The following is a 16,470-nucleotide window of genomic DNA, read 5'->3' as shown; positions in this document are numbered from 1 at the left end:
ACGCCTGGGCCCGGCGTGCCTGAGCCCAGCACGCCTGGGCCCGGCGTGCCTGAGCCTGGCGCAGCCAAGTCCGGCGCGCCTGAGCCCCACGGACCGGAGCCCGGCTCACCTGAGTCCCACGCACCTGAGTTCCCCGCACCTGAGCCTGCCGACGCCGAAAGGCCGGGGCGAACCGGCACGGCCGACCGTTGACAGGACGTGGCGCCCCCTCGCGGCGGCGCCCGTACCGGCACCGGCCCGTCACACGTCACCCACCACAGAAGGGTTCACGGCATGACCGCCACCTCCTGGACCACCGAGCGCCCCTGGCGCGGCGTCATGGTCGCCACCGCGCTCCCCCTGCGCGAGGACCTCTCCGTCGACTACGACGCCTACGCCGACCACGTCCGTCGGCTCATCGACAACGGCTGCGACGGAGTCGTACCGAACGGGTCCCTCGGCGAGTACCAGACCCTCACCGACGACGAGCGCGCCCGCGTGGTCCGCACGGCCGTCGAGGCGGCCGGTGACGGCGCGCGCGTGATGCCCGGAGTCGCCGCCTACGGCAGCGCCGGCGCCCGCCGGTGGGCCGAGCAGGCGGGCGAGGCGGGCTGCGGCTCCGTACTGCTGCTGCCGCCGAACGCCTACCGCGCCGACGGGACCGCCGTACGCGCCCACTACGCCGACGTCGCGAAGGCCGGTGTCCCGGTCGTCGCGTACAACAACCCGATCGACACCAGGACCGACCTGACCCCGGCGCTCCTGGCCCGGCTGCACCGCGACGGCGACATCGTGGCGGTGAAGGAGTTCAGCGGCGACGTCCGGCGCGCGTACGAGATCGCCGAACTCGCCCCGGAGCTCGATCTGCTGATCGGCGCGGACGACGTCCTCCTGGAGCTCGCCGTCGCCGGAGCCGTCGGCTGGGTCGCCGGGTACCCGAACGCGTTCCCCGCCACCTGCGCCGCGCTGTACCACGCGGCCGTCGCCCGCGACCTGGAGACCGCGCTCCCGCTCTACCGGTCGCTGCACCCCCTGCTGCGCTGGGACTCTAGGACCGAGTTCGTGCAGGCCATCAAGCTCTCCATGGACATCGTCGGCTGCCACGGCGGCCCCACCCGCCCGCCGCGCCTCCCGCTCACCGGGGAGACCGAGGCGGGCGTGCGCGCCGCCACCGAGAAGGCCGTCGCCGACGGCCACCATTGACCGGGAAGGGACGTTCGTGCGTACCCGTCACGTCTTCCACGCCGTCGACTCGCACACCGAGGGCATGCCCACGCGCGTCATCACCGGCGGCGTCGGGGTGATCCCCGGCGCCACCATGGCCGAGCGGCGACTGCACTTCATCGAGCACATGGACCACCTCCGCACGCTCCTGATGTACGAGCCGCGCGGCCACGCCGCCATGAGCGGCGCGATCCTCCAGCCCCCGACCCGCCCCGACGCCGACTACGGAGTGCTCTACATCGAGGTGTCTGGCGTGCTGCCGATGTGCGGGCACGGCACCATCGGCGTCGCCACCGTCCTCGTCGAGACCGGAATGGTGCCGGTCCATGAGCCGGTCACCACGGTCCGGCTGGACACCCCGGCCGGTCTGGTGTCCGTCGACGTACAGGTCGAGGACGGCGCGGCGAAGTCCGTCACGCTCACCAACGTGCCCGCGTTCTGTGCCGGACTGGACCGCAAGGCCGTCGTGCCGGGATACGGGACGGTGACGTACGACCTCGCCTTCGGCGGAAACTTCTACGCCTTCGTCGGACTCGACGCGCTGGGCCTGCCGTTCGACCGGTCCCGTAAGGACGACCTCCTCACGGCGGGGCTCGCCGTCATGGAGGCGATCAACGCCTCGCCCGACCGGCCCGTCCACCCCGAACAGCCCGAGATCGGCGGCGTCAAGCACGTCTACCTCGCCGCCCCCGGCTCGGACGCCCACCGCTCCCGGCACGCCATGGCCATCCACCCGGGGTGGTTCGACCGTTCACCGTGCGGGACCGGCACCTCCGCGCGGATGGCGCAGCTGCACGCCCGCGGTGAACTGCCGCTCGGGCGCGACTTCGTCAACGAGTCCTTCATCGGTACGGAGTTCACCGGGTGCCTGGTCGCACGGACCGAGGTCGGCGGCCTGCCGGCGGTCGTCCCCACCGTCACCGGACGGGCCTGGATCACCGGGACCGCCCAGTACTTCCTGGATCCGGACGACCCGTTCCCCCGGGGTTTCCTCCTGTGACCGGCCTGTTACCGGCGCCGTCCCACCGGCCGTCGGCAAGACCGAGAAAACAACGTGACATTGTACGCTGGTGATCCGCTCGGGCACGAAGGGAACACCATGGGGCACCTCAAGCACCGCAACCTCATCACCACCAGGGAGCGGCTGCGTGACCAGGTCGCCCACGCCCTGCGGGCCGCGCTGATCTCCGGCGAACTCCGCCCCGGCGAGGTCTATTCGGCGCCGGGACTCGCGGAGGACTTCGGCATCTCCGCGACGCCCGTACGCGAGGCGATGCTCGACCTGGCCCGCGAGGGCCTGGTCGAGCCCGTCCGCAACAAGGGCTTCAGGGTCACCGAGGTCAACGAGCGCGATCTCGACCAGTACACCGAGATCCGCCTGCTGATCGAGGTCCCCATGGTCGGCCGGATCACGCGCACCGCGGCCCGCGAGGACCTCGAAGCGCTCCGCCCGGTCGCCGATGAGATCGTCCGCGCCGCGCGCGAACACGACCTCATCGGCTATCTGGAGGCCGACCGTCAGTTCCACCTCAGCCTGCTGGCCCTCGCGGGCAATGAGCGCCTCGTCGAGACCGTGGGCGATCTGCGCAAGCGCTCCCGCCTGTACGGGCTGACCGCCCTGGACGAGCGCGGAGAGCTGATCCCCTCGGCCGAGGAGCACCGCGAACTCCTCGACCTGATGCTGGCGGGCGATGCCAAGGGCGCCGAGAAGTGCATGGCCCGGCACCTCGGGCACGTACGCTCGCTGTGGGCGAAGGACAAGGGCGACGAGCAGCCGGCCGAGCGGAGGCCCAAGCGGAGCCTGGGTGCCGCCCGTTGACTGCCTAAGGGGTGTCCTGGCCGCTCCGCCGCCGACCGCGCTCAGCCGGCGTCGAGTTCCTCGGCGATGGCCGCCGCGAAGGCGTCCACATCGGCCTCAGTGGTGTCGAAGGACGTCATCCAGCGGACCTCACCGGCCTGCTCGTCCCACACGTAGAACCGGAAGCGCTTCTGGAGGCGCTCGGTCACCTCGGGCGGGAGGACCGCGAAGATCTGGTTGGCCTGGACCGGCCGGTCGATCTTCAGACCCGGCAGGTCACGGACCGCGTCGTACAGGCGCCGCGTCATGGCGTTCGAGCGGGCGGCCGAAAGCAGCCAGAGGTCACTGCCGAGCAGGGCCTCGAACTGCACCGACACGAACCGCATCTTGGAGCCCAGCTGCATACTGGCCTTGCGTATGTGCTCCATACCGCGCACGGCGTCCTCGTTGAGCACGATCACCGCCTCGCCGAACATCAGGCCGCTCTTGGTGCCGCCGTACGACAGGACGTCCACGCCCACGTCCGTGGTCATCGCGCGCAGCGGTACGCCGAGGGACGCGGCCGCGTTCGCCAGGCGTGCGCCGTCGAGGTAGACCAGCATGCCGAGGCTGTGGGCGTGGTCGCAGATCGCGCGGATCTCGTCGGGCGTGTAGCAGGTGCCGAGTTCGGTGGACTGGGCGATCGAGACGACCTTGGGCTTGGCCCGGTGCTCGTCGTCGAAGCCCCACGCCTGGCGGTCGATCAGCTCCGGGGTCAGCTTGCCGTCCCAGGCGGGGACCGTCAGCAGCTTGATCCCGGCGACCTTCTCCGGCGCTCCGCACTCGTCGACGTTGATGTGGGCCGACTGAGCGCATACGACGGCCTCCCAGCGGGCGAGCATGGCCTGGAGAGCCACCACGTTCGCCCCGGTGCCGTTGAAGACGGGGAAGGTACGGGCCGTGGGGCCGAAGTGCCCGCGCATCACTTCCTGCAGGCGCTCGGTGTAGACGTCGCCGCCGTAGCTGACCTGGTGGCCGCCGTTCGCCCGGGCGATCGCCTCCAGGACCTCGGGGTGCACACCCGCGTAGTTGTCACTGGCGAACCCGCGGGCATCCGGGTCGTGTCGTCGCTCTACGGTCATCGTGCTCACTCGTTTCAGTCGTGCGGGTTGCAGGGTGGGGGTGGGGGGGTGGGGGGTGGTTCAGGACGGGACCGGTTCCGTGCGGGCGCGGGCCTTCTCCAGCCCGCGCACCAGGGGCGGACCGGCCAGCCCGAGCAGGACGAACAGCGCGGCGAGGGCCACCCAGCCGGGCACCGCGGCGCCGACGATCAGAGAGGTCATCAGCCACGGCCCGGCGAACTGCTGGAGCCCACGCCCCAGGGAGAAGACCGCCTGGTACTCGCCCTGCCGGTCGGGCGGTGCGAGCCCGAAGGACAGCCCCCAGGCCGCCGACGCCTGGTACAGCTCACCCAGCACCAGGACCAGCGCGCCGCCCAGCAGAACCACGCTGTCGAGGAGCCCGCCGTGCCCCGCGCTCATCGCGAAGACCAGGCAGGACGCTCCCAGCGACCAGCCCGCCCAGCGGAGCATACGGGCCGCTCCGGCGACGCTCTGCGCGCCCTTGCTGACCTTGACCTGGAACAGCAGCACCAGGACGGTGTCGAGGATCAGCAGGCCCGACACGGCGAGGGCGGGCGCGTCGGTACTGGTCACGATCCACAGCGGCAGCCCGACGGTCAGCAGCGGGTGGTAGAGCTCCAGCGCCCCGCAGACCAGGGCGATCCCCACATAGCGCGTGTCCCGCAGCGCGGAGCTGCGCAGGACACCCGCGCCCTTCCCGCTGTCCGCCCGCCCGTTCGTGATGTTCTCCCGGGCCGCGTCGTGCCGAGGGAAGCGCATCCCCCACAGCACGGCGACGGAGACCAGTTGGAGCCCCGCGTTGGTGAGGACGGTGGCGTACAGCGCGGTGGAGGTGCCGGCCGCGATGGCGGCGCCGGCCAGCGCGGCACCGCCCAGGAAGCCCAGGTTGAACAGGCCCCGCATCTGCGCGCTGACCTTGACGCGCTCCTCCTCGCCCACCAGGGCGTTGGTGAGCGACGCCTGGAGCGCACCGGCGGACGTCTCCAGTACGGCGATGGCACAGGCCACCGCCAGGAACCCGGCGAAGCCGTCCACCATGCAGTACGCGGTGAAGCCCGCCGAGGCCAGCAGGAAGTTGGCCGTCAGCACCCGGCCCGCGCCGAGCCGGTCGGCGAGCCTGCCGATCGGCACGGTGCAGAGCAGACCGCACAGACCCGCGACGGACAGGGCGAGCCCCACCCGCCCGGCGGGGATGCCGATCGTGCGCGTGAAGAACACCGCGCTGGAGGTGAGGAACACCCCGAGCCCCAGGGACTGGATGAGCGTGAGCACGCCGAGGCGGCGCGCGTTGCCCGTGGCGGGGAGGTTCTCCCGGAACCAGGCGCGCAGCGTGGGACCGGGGCCGTGCGGGTCAGTCATGGGACTGCTCGGAGGGTCCGGCGTCGGCCTGGCGTCGGCCGTTCTGGCCGGTGTGGTTCTCCTGGTCGTCCATGGGTTCGGTGCACAGGCCGTAGTGGTCCATCACCGTGTGGACGGCTCCCTGGACGTCGGCGGCGGTGCTGCCCCGGAACCGGAAGATCCCGCTGCCGTCGTCGTAACTGCCCGGTCCGGTCATCACCTGTCCGACGGACGGCAGTTCCTCGTGGTAGACCTCCGGAATGACGTCGCGCAGTGAGGTGCGGTGCGTCACCCGGCTGGGCAGCTGCCGGGGCGCCGGGTAGATGAGCCACCCTCCGCCCGTGCCCGGGGCGCCGGTCTCCTGCCACAGCGGGGGCAGGCCGATCGCCGCCCGGAACGCCTCGGCGAACAGATCGATGCCGTAGAGGTCGACATGGAGGAACGGCACCTGGGCGCCGCCCGGACGCAGTCCGACCTCCAGGAACACCAGCTCGCCGCCGGGACGCCGGATCACTTCCAGGTGGAAGGCGCCGTCGCGCAGCCCGAGGGCCCGCAGACAGCGCCCGGCGAACCCGGTCAGCGCGGCCCGCTCGGGCCCCTCGTCGAGCAGTACCGACCCGAGGGGGCGGCCGTGCGCGTAGTCCAGGCAGGTGTTGACGTACCGGGAGGCGGTGACGAAGTGGAAGGCGCTGGAGCGGAATACGCCGTCGACGTGGAAGATGTCGCCCTCGACGTACTCCTCGCACTCGTACGCGGCGGGGTCGACGCCGTCGAGCGCCAGCCGCAGTTCCTCCGTGCTCCTGACCACGGTGACGCCCTCGGAGCCCGCCGAGGCCCGGGGCTTGAGGACCAGGGGGAGACCGCCGAGTGCCTCGGCCACCTCCTCGGCCCGCGAGCCGTCGTCCAGTTGGCAGAACCTCGGCACCCGCAGTCCGGCTCCGCCCACGGCCCGCTTCATGGCGGGCTTGTCCTTGAACCGCCGGACCAGATCCAGGCCGTAGCCGCCGGCCACACCGAGGGCGGCCGAGAGCCGTGCGGCCGTGAGGATGTCGTACTCGGACTGCCCGAAGACGGCGTCGGGGGTGCCGTGCCGGTCCGCGATCTCCCGGACGACGGGCAGGACGTCGTCGTGGGCGAGGCTGTCGAGCACCCGGATCTCGGTGGCGCCGTCCTGGTCGAGGGCGGGCAGGCCGCCCGGGGTGGTGAGGTACACCATCCGGCACGGCGTGCCGTCGAGGAACCGGTGGTATTCGCCGAACTCGTCGCCGGAGCGGTTGAGTACGACGTACAGCGGTGTGGTGGTGCCGACGGTCATGTGCCCGCCCCCAGTCGCATCGAGTCCGGCAGACAGGCGTCGAGATCGGCCGCCCCGACCCGGCCGAAGGCGGGGGCGGCCAGGTCCCGGTGGGCCGGTGTCGCGGTGAGGAAGGCCGCCGCACGGGGCTCGCCGGTGCCGCCGAGGCCCTGCCAGACCTGCTCGGCGAGGTCCGGCATCACCGGGAACGCGAGCAGGGACAGGCCCTTGAGCCACCAGTAGGCCCCGTCGTCCGCCGACCGGGTCACCGACGCGTCGGCGCACCAGCGGTCCAGGGCCGCGACGGCGCGCGGGGTCGCGACGCGGGGGGCGTCCAGGGCCGCCGACTGCTCGGCGAGCAGGGACTCCAGCAGCTCGGCCACCGCCGGTGCCGGAGCGCCGGGCGGTCCGTCGGGGAGACGGGTCCAGGCCGCCTCGATCCGCTCGCCGAGGCCGTCGGCGAGCGTTTCGTTGGCCGTCGTGAGGAAGTCGGCCGTCTCGAAACTCGCCGGCGCGGACTCCAGATCGGCCCGGGCGAGGAAGTACCGCGTCACATCGGCGCTGATCGCGGGCGACGCCGCGATGTCCGCGGCCCAGATGGCATGACGGGCGCTGGTGGAGAACTTGCGGCCGGCCAGTCGGTAGAAGTGGTTGATGAGGCACCGGTCGTAGGGCTTCATGTCCCCGTGCAGCAGGCTGGTGCCGACGATGGACACCAGGGTGGGGATCACGTTGTCGACGCCCAGGGTGGTGATCGTGGTGACGTCGGAGTCCGGGTCGAAGGCGTTCACGCCCGTACCGGACAGCTGTCCGTGGACGGCACCGGCCAGCCGGGCGAACATGAAGATCCCGGCGTACGGGAACAGCGCGTGCGGGACGTCCGCCTCGGGTGCGGGCAGCGGCACCCCCCACTCCTGCGGGGCGCTGAGCCGGACGGTCAGACCGTCCCGCTCCAGGAACCGCGTCACGGTCCGCCGGTAGCGGTCGGCGATCCCCAGGCCGACGAGGGTGGCGTCGAGCATGTCGCGCTCCGGTACCCGCAGGAAGAGGCTGGATATCTCCCGCCAGGTCAGCGGGCCCTCGTCGAGGAGCGGGCGCGGGTCGACGACCGACTCGGGCAGGAAGTGCGCGCTGCACTCCTCGCAGAAGTAACTGGTGATCCCCGCACCGCACTCGGGGCAGCGGCCGTGCAGCCAGCCGCCGGCCACCCAGCGGCCCGACGCCTCGCAGTAGGGCACGCGCTCGGTCCGGGTCAGCACCGCGCCCCGGTCCTTCAGCCGCCCGATGGACCTGGCCACCTCGTCCTCGAAGGGGCCGCGCCACGGCTCCTGGTCCGGGCTGATGAAAGCGTCCACGCCGATGCGCAGGGCGGCCAGGTCGCCCTGGATCCGCCGCCCGTAGCGGGCCGCGACCTCACCGGGCGTCGAACGCTCGGCGTGCGCCTTGAGCGTGACGTACGACTCGTACACATCGCTGCCGGTGATCACGAGCGGCAGGTCGCCGCGGACCCGCAGATGCCGCGCGATCATGTCGGACCACAGGAAGGGGCCGCCGATGTGTCCCAGGTGCAGCGGCCCGTTCGGCGTGGCCTCGGGCGGCACGAGGAGGTAGTGCTTCGGGACGTGCGCGTCCCCCGTCAGCAGCGGGCGCATCACCGCGTCCTCCCGTAGAGCAGATCAAGAGTGTCCTCGGCCATGGCCGGGGCGAGCCGGTACCCGGAGCCCGATCCGCCGATCGCCATCACCACGGCGTCGTCATCGGCCGTGCCCACGACGGGCACGTGGCCCGGCGTGAAGCAGTCGCTGAAGACCCGCCCGCCCAGCAGGTACGGCAGGAATCCCGGTACGTGCCGGGCGAGCAGCTTACGGGCGAGCGACCGGTCGCGGGCGTCGATGACGAGCGGCTCGTCGGGGCCGCGGTCCCAGTCGGGCGAGGTGATGCTGAAGATCCAGTGGCCGCCCGGGTGGTGGGGCAGCAGGAAGGCGTCCGCGTCCTCGAAGACGAGCGCCGGGGCGCCCGGCGGGGGCGGCGACATGATGTGGAACGCCACGACCTTCTTCACCCGGGCACCCCGGTCGCGGGCCGCTTCGGCCACGGGGCCCGCGAGCGCCCACGGGCCGGGGGCGACGGCCGCCTTGTCCGCCGTGACCCGGCTGCCGTCGGCCGCGACCAGCTCGATGCGGCTGCCCGCGCGGCGCATCGCCGTGACCCGGAAGCCCTCCAGCAGGGTGCTGCCGGGACGGCTGAGCACCCGGTCGAGGAGCTGGTCGGTCAGCCACTGCGGGCGGCCCGCGGTCATGGGGGCGGACGCCAGCAGGACCTCGTCGTCGCCGTGGGTGAGCCCCGGGAAGGTGCCGGCGAGCATCTCACGCCGGTCCGGGTCCACCGCGGAGGTCCGTCCGCCGTCGGCCATGCTCGCGTCGAGAGCCGCCCTGTTGTCGCGGCCCACCAGCCAGTACGCGTCGACCGGTGCGCGCTGTACGTCGGGCAGCTCGGCGGCGAGTCCGGCGAACAGCGCCGTACTGCGCGCGGCCAGGACGCGCTGTGCGGCGCTGTGCCCGGTCGGCGTGTCGAAACCGGCCGACAGACGGGTGGCCCCGGTCCCGCGCGCGTCATGGGTGAGGAGGAGGACGCGCAGGCCGGGGTCGCGCCGGACGGCGTAGTAGGCGGTCAGGGCGCCAACCACGCCGGTGCCGACGACGGCCAGGTCGTGAGGGGGGACCGCGCCGGTCGCGGTGGTGCGGTCAGACATCGGGCGCCGACCACCAGAAGGAGAAGATCACCAGTTCCTCGCCCTGGTCGGCGAAGACCTCGTGGACCGCCCGGGACGGGAACCCGGTCACCGAGCCGGGGGCCACGGGCGACCGCTCCCCGTCGACCACCAGGGTGCCGGAGCCGGAGTGCACCACCCAGATCTCCTCCACCGCGTGCTGGTCCGGGGAGCTGGTTCCGCCGGGCGGCACGGTGAAGCGGGCCATCTTGAACGGCACCGCCGAGAAGCACGAGCCCGCGAAGTCCGCCTCGGCGACGGTGACCCCGTCCGGCTCGACCTCGGTCGGCAGGAAGGGCAGCAGGGCCCGGTACGCCGCGGCCGGGTGCTGATGCTCGGTCATACCGCGTACCTCGTCTCACCGAGAATGCTGTTGAGGATCACCGCACTGCGCCACGCGAGCAGGCTCAGATTGGGATCGGCGACTCCCCAGGCGTGCCGCGCGCCGTTCTGGAGGTAGATCCGGTTCTCCGCCGGCCCGTCCCAGGCGAGGGAGAAGTCGTCACCGACGACGAGGAGCCCGTCGGCGCGCCGCAGCCGCGGGGCGAGGGGCGCCATGAACCCGGGCAGCTCGTAGCCGTATCCCGTGCACAGGATGACGATGTCCGCGGCCAGCGCGGCGGGGGCGTCGGGGCCCGAGGCGTCGGTGAACAGCTTCCAGTCCCCGGGGCTCCCTTCAAGCGCGGTCACCGTGCAGTCCGGCAGGAAACGCAGTCTGCCGGGGTTGTCCTCGATGAACTCGTCGCGGTAGCTCAACCGGTAGATGTCCTGGAGGACTTGGAGGTCGACCCCGTCGCTCGTGTACTTCTGCTGATCGAGCAGCCGGGCCCTGCGGTCGGCGGGCAGCCCGTGGAAGTGGCGTACGTACGCCGGGCTGTAGAGGTCGTTGGCGAACGGGGAATCGTCCATGGGCAGGAAGGACGAGCGCCTGCTGACCCAGGTGATGCTGTGCGCGGAGCCGCCGGTGGCCAGGTGGCGGACGATCTCCGCCCCGCTCTGGCCGCCGCCCACGACGACGACTCGACGCCCGGCGACGTCCGGATCGCGCAGCAGGAACTCACCGGAATGGAAGACCGTCGGCCCGAGGAACGGGCGGAACGACTCGGGGACACGGGGAGTGAGACCGGTGCCGAGCACGAGATGACGCGCCGTCACCTCATCCTTGTCCGTGCGCACATGGAACGCATCGTCGTGGAAGTCCACGCTCCGCACGTCGGTGCCGAAGGTCAGACTCGGCAGCTGCCCGGCGACCCACTGGAGGTACTGGTTGAACTCCGTGCGCAGAACGGCCGGGAAGTCCGCCGCGAGGAATCGGTAGAGGCGGCCGTGGGAGGACAGGAACGACAGGAAGGAGAACGGGCTGGTGGGGTCGACGAGGGTCACCAGGTCCTTGAGCAGCGAGACCTGGAGGGTGGCCTCGGGCAGCAGCAGCCCGGGGTGCCACGAGAAGCTCTCCCGCCGTTCCAGGCAGGCACCGCGCAGACCGTCGATCCCGTGTGCGAGGGCGGCCAGACTCATGTTCGCGGGCCCGACGCCGACGGCGGCGTAGTCGAGTATGTGATCGCTCATGGTACGAGTCCGGGGTCAGACGGCGACGACGCTGTCGCCGAGGGCCTGCCAGCGGTCGAGCGCGTCCTGTGGCGAGTCCGCGGTGAACAGGGCGTGGCCGAGGCGCGAGCGGCAGTCCTCGACGCCGGGGATCGGCTCACCGGGCGCGAAGTACAGGGAGGTCTCCGTCACCTCGGGCAGCGCCGCCATGTCCTGCCAGCCCGTCAGCTCACGGTAGGAGGAGCGCCCTTCGGCGGAGAAGAAGCGGATGCCGGCGCTCTTCGCCCGCGGGTCGGCGAAGGCCCCGGCCTCGTCGAGGTCCAGTCCGAGTGAGGTGGCGATCGCCACCTTGGGGAGGCTGACCCCGGTGACGAGCCGCAGCAGCTCCACGATCCGGTCGCCCGGCAGGCGCGCGCCGATCTCGATGAGGACCGGCCCCTCGGGGGTCAGCCGCAGCTCGCAGTGGAACGTACCGCTGGTCAGGCGTACGGCGCGGACGACGTCACCGACGTACGCCTCCACGGTCTCCAGGGTGCCGGCGTCGACCTGGGCCGGGGTGAGGTGGCCCATCTCCACGAAGTCGGGCTCGGGGCCGAGGAGTGTGCGGGTGAGGGCGACCAGGGTGACCTCGCCGCCGCCTTGGACGTAGCCGTCGGCGCTGAACTCGGGACCCTCGACGTACTCCTCGACGAGCACCCGGTGTTCGTGCAACTGGCCCATGTCCGGGACGGGGTCGGTGACCAGCCGGTGGAAGGCGGCGGCGAGCTGGTCCATGTCGTCGGCCCGGCTCACATGGATGCTGCCGGAGCAGGCGACCGGCTTCATCACACAGGGGAAGCCGACGTGCGCGGCCGCGGCGCGCAGCTCCTCGTCGGAGGTGGCCTGGGCGAAGCGCGGTGTGCGCAGGCCCGATTCGGCCACCGCGGCCCGCATGACGCTCTTGTCCCGTACGCGGTCGACCGTGTCCACGGGCAGGCCGGGCAGGCCGAGTCTGGCTGCGACCCGAGCGGTCGCCGAGACGTAGATGTCGGACCCGGGCAGGACCGCCTCGAAGGGCTCCTGGCGGTGCAGTTCGAGGACCGCGGCTTCCAGCGCCGCCTGGTCGTTGGTCTCCACGACCAGCACCGACTCGGCCGCGCCGCGCACGGTGTCGGAGAGCCGGCGGTCGCCCGAGTCGGCGGTAGCCACGACGACCCGCAGCCCCATCTCGGCCGCGACACCGATCAGGGTGGCGCCTCCGGAGGAAGCGGGTTCGACCACGACGATGCGTGCGGGGCGCAGGGGAGCTATGCGTGACAAGGCGAAATCTCTCGGGTCAGAGGTGAGTTCGGGCCGGCCTTGTGGGCAGTACGGGCCCGGGAAACCGGTGTGTGCTCCGGCGGGGCGGACGTAAGGGGTCGCTTGCGTGACTCGCGTTGATCTTTCTATCCGGGGAGCTTGAGCCCGGTCAATGCCTGACGGGAGGAATGTCTGTAAGTCGGCGTGTGAGCCGCACAACTTCCGGTCCCTGGTGCGATTTGGGAATGATTACTTCCGCCAGATCTTCTCGTAGGCCTCGCGGTACCCCGACGGGTCCCAGGAAGTGGCCCCGTCGCTGTTGCCGGCCGTCGCGATGTGGACGGGTGCGACGTAGCCGCTGGGAGGCCGCCCGGCGAAGGAGCGGTTGAACTCGTCGATGATCTGCCAGCCCTGCTGCGAGAGCGGCTCGGGCACGGTGGCGGCCTGGAACTGCTCGCTGTTGATGCGCTGGAAGGCGGACGGGTCGCCGTCACCCGCGCCGATGTTGAAGGGCGGGCCGGAGCCCGGCTTTCCGGCGGCGCGGAAGGCCGGGGCGGCGTCGGCGAAGTAGAGATCGTTGATGGCGACGGAGTACGTCCACTGGTCCGGGAATCGGGTGAGCAGCGACGAGACCTCCTGCGGGGTGCGCCGACTCGCGTCCGGGATCGGGATGTTCGCGTACGCCAGGAGCCGCACCCCGGAGCAGGTGGCGAGCTCCTGCCTGATCAGCTCGGACTTGTTCCTGGCGAACGGGATCGAGTCGTCGGTGAAGAGCACGACCCCGGCGCCGCCGCCCGACCGGGCGATGACCCAGTCCGCACTGATCTCCGCCACGTCCTCCACGCTCGTGGTGATGTTGGTGAAGAGCCTGGGACTCTCGCTCGGACCGGGGGAAGGGACCGCGTGCCAGCCGATGAGCGGGATGCGCGCCGTCCGGGCCCGCGCCACCTGCTGCGAGGTCAGACCGGGGTCGAATCCGCCGATGACGATGCCCGAGGGCCGGAGGGTGATGGCCTGGCTGAGCGCCGCCTGGATGCCGGCCGGGGTGCCCTCCCCGTCGATCACTCGGACGTTCCAGCCGATGACCTTCGCGGCTTCCTTCACGCCCTGCGCCACGCCCGCGACGCCGGGGTTGGTCATGGTCTGCGCGACGTAGACGATGTCCTTGCCGGGAACCGCGGCCGGACCGCTCGTGGGGCCGTTCCACGCCGTGCTGCCGCTCTCGGCCCGCTGGACGGCCGCCTTCGCCTTCTCGAGGACGGCCGGGCAACCGGCCTTCGACGGCACGGTGCCGTCCGACGGGCCGCGCTCGCAGCCGGCGACGGCGGTGGCGGCGGCCGCGAGCAGGGCCGCGACGGTGACGGCGGTCTTGCGGTTCGGGTACACGGTGCTCCTGACGCTGGTGCGCGCTACGACGTGTGCGGGACGTGTTTCAGGCGGGACCGTCCTTCGCCGGCGCGTCCGGCTGCTTCGTGAGCGGCACCTGGGCCGCGCGCACGCCGGTGCGCAGCCGTCGGCGGGCCGAGTAGCCGGCCAGCCCGACCGCGATGAGCAGAGTGCCGCCGTTGAACAGCGGGGTGGCCCAGAACTGGGCGCCGAGCTGGCCGATGCCGGCCAGGCCGATGGCGAGTACGGCGACGGCCACGACGGTGCCCAGGGCGTTGGCGCGGCCCGGTTTGATCGCGGTCGAGCCGAGCAGGGCGCCGACGAACGCGGGCAGCAGGTAGTCCAGGCCGACACTCGGGTTGCCGGTCTGCTGCTGCGCGGCGAGGAGGACACCGGCGAAGCCGACGACCAGGCCCGATCCCGCGAAGGCGCAGACGGAGTATCTGCGGGTGGGGATGCCGATGATGGCGGCGGTACGGGGGCCCGCGCCGATGACGTACAGATAGCGGCCGAGCGGGAGCCGCTCCAGCACCAGCCAGAGGGCGACGACGACGGCGAGGACGTAGAAGGCGGGTACCGGCAGGCCGAGGAACCGGGAGTCGTAGAGGGCGGTGAAGGCGGGCGGAAGGCCGTCCGGGCCGGGGACGATCCGGCTTCCGCCGGTGATCCAGCCGGTGAAGGCGTACATCATGCTGCCGGTGCCGAGGGTGGCGATGAAGGAGTCGATCCGGGCGAACTCGACGATGACACCGTTCAGCGCGCCGGACACCGCCCCTCCGAGGACGACGACGAGGCAGGCGAGCGGCCAGGGCCAGCCCTCGTTGACGATGAGCTGCAAGACCAGGACGTGGGCCAGGCCGAGGCCGTAGCCGATGGACAGGTCGAACTTGCCCGTGGCGATGGGAATCGTCGCACCGAGGGCGAGGATGGCCGGGATCGACTGGTTGGAGAGGATCGAGGAGACGTTGTCCAGCGTGGGAAAGGTGTACGGCAGGAGGACGGAGAAGAAGACGAACAGCAGGACGGTGAGGGTCAGCAGGCCGTAGGTGCCGATGAAGTGCCCGCGCAGATACGCCAGCAGGGCCCGGCGCGAGGAGGACGCGGTCACCGGCTCGTCGCAGTTCCGGTGATCGCGGGCATCGCCGAAGCGGTGCGCGTGAGTTCACCGACACTCAGGGTGTCACCGCTCAGCTCGGCCGCCACTGTCCCGCGGACGAATACCAGCGCGCGGTGGCACACGTCGGCGACCTCCTCGAAATCGGTGGAGATCAGCAGTACCGCCAGTCCGGCGGCCGCCGCCTCGTCGAGCAGCCGGTGGATCGCGGCCTTGGCGCCGACGTCCACGCTGGCGGTCGGTTCCTCGAGGATCAGCAGGCGCAGGCGCCCCCGGAGCCACCGGCCGACCACGACCTTCTGCTGGTTGCCGCCGGACAGGACGGCGATCGGGACCTCGCTGTCGCGGGGGCGCACCGAGAACCGCTCGATCAGGGCGTCGGCCTCGGCGCGTTCACTGCGGGGACCGAGCGGGCGCCACCACGGCACACCGGCAGCCCGGGGGTTGGCCAGGAAGTTCTCCCGTACCGTCAGCGTCGCGGCGCAGCCCTCCTCCTGACGGTTGGCGGCCACGAAACCGACGCCGGAGTCGACCGCGGCGGCGACCGTGCGCGGGTGGTACGGACGGCCGTCGAGCAGCGCCCGTCCGCCGAGGTCCGGCCACGCGCCGGCGAGGGCGCGCCCCAGGTGCATGTGGCCGGCGCCGGTCAGGCCGACCATGCCGAGGATTTCCCCGGCACGCAGGTCGAGGCTGACCGGTCCGGTGCGGTCGGTCGTCGCGCCGTCCAGGCTCAGGACGGGCGGGCCGACGGCGGGCGGGGAAGCGGTGGCGGTCCGGCGGCCGGCCGGTTCGCCTCCCACGATGTCGCGCACCAGCCGCGCGGGCCTGTACGAGGCGAGCGGACCGTGGCTGACGAGGCGGCCGTCGCGCAGGACGGCGAAGGTGTCGGCGACCTTGTACACCTCGTCGAGCCGGTGGCTGACGTAGAGGATGCCGTGCCCCCGGTCGCGCAGGGTGTGCAGCACGTCGAAGAGCCGGACGCAGTCGGCGGCGGGCAGGGTGGCGGTCGGCTCGTCGAGGACGAACAGCTCCGCCCGGTCGGCCAGGGCGCGGGCGATGGCGACCAGCGAGCGTTCGGCGGGGGCGAGGTCGGCGATACGGGCGTCGGCGTCCAGATGTCCGGCGACGATCCGCAGCGCCTCGGCGCAGCGCGCGCGGGTCTGCCGCCAGGAGATCAGTCCGTGGCGGCGCGGGTACCCGGTGCCCAGTGCGATGTTCTCGGCGACCGTCATCCACTCGACGAGACCGAGGTCCTGGTGGATGAACGACATGTTGCGGGAGGCGGTGTGGGAGCCGAGCGGGTGCCCGGCCACCGTCACCTCGCCCTCGTCGGCGTGGTGCACTCCGGCGAGCACCTTGATGAGGGTGGACTTCCCGGCACCGTTGGGGCCGAGCAGGGCGAGGACGCTGCCGCCGCGGATGTCGAGGTCGACCCCGGCCAGCGCGACGGTGCCGCCGAACCGCTTGCCGAGACCCCGTATGCGGACGAGGGGTTCTCCGCCGGGGGGCGGGGGCGGGCTCATGGGGGTGTCGGGAGTGTCATGCACGGACGTCTCCGGGGGCCGGCCTGAAGAGTTCTTCCTGACCGCAGGGGGATGCTGGGGATGCTACTGGGAGCTG

Annotated in this window: 14 protein-coding genes; 3 read left to right on the top strand and 11 right to left on the bottom strand. The window is 72.0% G+C overall.

Going from position 1 to position 16,470, the window contains the following annotated elements:
* Positions 1-273: 273 nt before the first annotated feature.
* From ABT342_RS15920 to ABT342_RS15910, 3 genes are all read left to right on the top strand, one after another.
* Positions 274-1,182, top strand: a complete 909-nt coding sequence (locus ABT342_RS15920; RefSeq protein ID WP_351572999.1) for a dihydrodipicolinate synthase family protein — start codon at positions 274-276, stop codon at positions 1,180-1,182.
* Positions 1,183-1,198: 16 nt separating this feature from the next.
* Entirely contained in the window at positions 1,199-2,203 is a 1,005-nt protein-coding gene (locus ABT342_RS15915) for a proline racemase family protein (protein WP_351572996.1), read from the top strand.
* Positions 2,204-2,302: 99 nt separating this feature from the next.
* Entirely contained in the window at positions 2,303-3,022 is a 720-nt protein-coding gene (locus tag ABT342_RS15910; protein WP_351573187.1) for a GntR family transcriptional regulator, read from the top strand.
* 41 nt (positions 3,023-3,063) lie between these two features.
* Here ABT342_RS15910 and ABT342_RS15905 read toward each other — a convergent pair whose 3' ends face one another.
* The 11 genes from ABT342_RS15905 to ABT342_RS15855 all read right to left on the bottom strand — a co-directional run bounded on the left by ABT342_RS15905 (position 3,064) and on the right by ABT342_RS15855 (position 16,397).
* Complete coding sequence (locus tag ABT342_RS15905) at positions 3,064-4,122, bottom strand: threonine aldolase family protein (RefSeq protein ID WP_351572994.1); 1,059 nt, start codon at positions 4,120-4,122, stop codon at positions 3,064-3,066.
* A gap of 60 nt (positions 4,123-4,182) precedes the next feature.
* Entirely contained in the window at positions 4,183-5,481 is a 1,299-nt protein-coding gene (locus tag ABT342_RS15900) for an MFS transporter (protein WP_351572991.1), read from the bottom strand.
* Complete coding sequence (locus ABT342_RS15895) at positions 5,474-6,775, bottom strand: ATP-grasp domain-containing protein (protein WP_351572988.1); 1,302 nt, start codon at positions 6,773-6,775, stop codon at positions 5,474-5,476. Before ABT342_RS15895 ends, ABT342_RS15900 begins: the two co-directional genes overlap by 8 nt.
* A complete protein-coding gene (locus ABT342_RS15890) occupies positions 6,772-8,406 on the bottom strand; it encodes a class I tRNA ligase family protein (RefSeq protein ID WP_351572985.1) in 1,635 nt (544 codons plus the stop codon). Before ABT342_RS15890 ends, ABT342_RS15895 begins: the two co-directional genes overlap by 4 nt.
* Complete coding sequence (locus ABT342_RS15885; protein ID WP_351572982.1) at positions 8,406-9,506, bottom strand: NAD(P)/FAD-dependent oxidoreductase; 1,101 nt, start codon at positions 9,504-9,506, stop codon at positions 8,406-8,408. The genes ABT342_RS15890 and ABT342_RS15885 overlap by 1 nt, the downstream gene beginning before the upstream one ends.
* Positions 9,499-9,867, bottom strand: coding sequence for a cupin domain-containing protein (locus ABT342_RS15880; RefSeq protein ID WP_351572980.1), 369 nt, complete (start codon positions 9,865-9,867; stop codon positions 9,499-9,501). The genes ABT342_RS15885 and ABT342_RS15880 overlap by 8 nt, the downstream gene beginning before the upstream one ends.
* Positions 9,864-11,093, bottom strand: coding sequence for a lysine N(6)-hydroxylase/L-ornithine N(5)-oxygenase family protein (locus tag ABT342_RS15875; protein WP_351572977.1), 1,230 nt, complete (start codon positions 11,091-11,093; stop codon positions 9,864-9,866). The genes ABT342_RS15880 and ABT342_RS15875 overlap by 4 nt, the downstream gene beginning before the upstream one ends.
* A 15-nt stretch (positions 11,094-11,108) precedes the next feature.
* Positions 11,109-12,371: an ATP-grasp domain-containing protein gene (locus ABT342_RS15870; RefSeq protein WP_351572974.1), complete on the bottom strand. Its 1,263-nt coding sequence runs from the start codon at positions 12,369-12,371 to the stop codon at positions 11,109-11,111.
* Positions 12,372-12,599: 228 nt separating this feature from the next.
* Positions 12,600-13,736 (bottom strand): substrate-binding domain-containing protein, encoded by a 1,137-nt coding sequence (locus ABT342_RS15865; RefSeq protein ID WP_351572971.1) that lies wholly within the window; start codon positions 13,734-13,736, stop codon positions 12,600-12,602.
* Positions 13,737-13,782: 46 nt separating this feature from the next.
* The gene (locus tag ABT342_RS15860) at positions 13,783-14,844 is read right to left on the bottom strand and encodes an ABC transporter permease (RefSeq protein ID WP_351572968.1); all 1,062 of its coding nucleotides are present in this window, start codon (positions 14,842-14,844) and stop codon (positions 13,783-13,785) included.
* Positions 14,841-16,397 (bottom strand): sugar ABC transporter ATP-binding protein, encoded by a 1,557-nt coding sequence (locus ABT342_RS15855; RefSeq protein ID WP_502965543.1) that lies wholly within the window; start codon positions 16,395-16,397, stop codon positions 14,841-14,843. The genes ABT342_RS15860 and ABT342_RS15855 overlap by 4 nt, the downstream gene beginning before the upstream one ends.
* Positions 16,398-16,470: the final 73 nt, after the last annotated feature.

The organism is Streptomyces sp. NPDC000410 (genome assembly GCF_040300305.1).
GTDB lineage: Bacteria > Actinomycetota > Actinomycetes > Streptomycetales > Streptomycetaceae > Streptomyces.
Note: the sequence above shows the minus strand (reverse complement) of the source record. Positions and strands in the feature narration are given on the sequence as shown.

Bases quoted from the DNA above. Each gene is read 5' to 3' on its own strand.
- ABT342_RS15920 (WP_351572999.1), top strand. From the start codon at position 274: ATGACCGCCACCTCCTGGACCACCGAGCGCCCCTGGCGCGGCGTCATG.
- ABT342_RS15910 (WP_351573187.1), top strand. From the start codon at position 2,303: ATGGGGCACCTCAAGCACCGCAACCTCATCACCACCAGGGAGCGGCTG.
- ABT342_RS15905 (WP_351572994.1), bottom strand. From the start codon at position 4,122: ATGACCGTAGAGCGACGACACGACCCGGATGCCCGCGGGTTCGCCAGT.
- ABT342_RS15900 (WP_351572991.1), bottom strand. From the start codon at position 5,481: ATGACTGACCCGCACGGCCCCGGTCCCACGCTGCGCGCCTGGTTCCGG.
- ABT342_RS15895 (WP_351572988.1), bottom strand. From the start codon at position 6,775: ATGACCGTCGGCACCACCACACCGCTGTACGTCGTACTCAACCGCTCC.
- ABT342_RS15890 (WP_351572985.1), bottom strand. From the start codon at position 8,406: ATGCGCCCGCTGCTGACGGGGGACGCGCACGTCCCGAAGCACTACCTC.
- ABT342_RS15885 (WP_351572982.1), bottom strand. From the start codon at position 9,506: ATGTCTGACCGCACCACCGCGACCGGCGCGGTCCCCCCTCACGACCTG.
- ABT342_RS15880 (WP_351572980.1), bottom strand. From the start codon at position 9,867: ATGACCGAGCATCAGCACCCGGCCGCGGCGTACCGGGCCCTGCTGCCC.
- ABT342_RS15875 (WP_351572977.1), bottom strand. From the start codon at position 11,093: ATGAGCGATCACATACTCGACTACGCCGCCGTCGGCGTCGGGCCCGCG.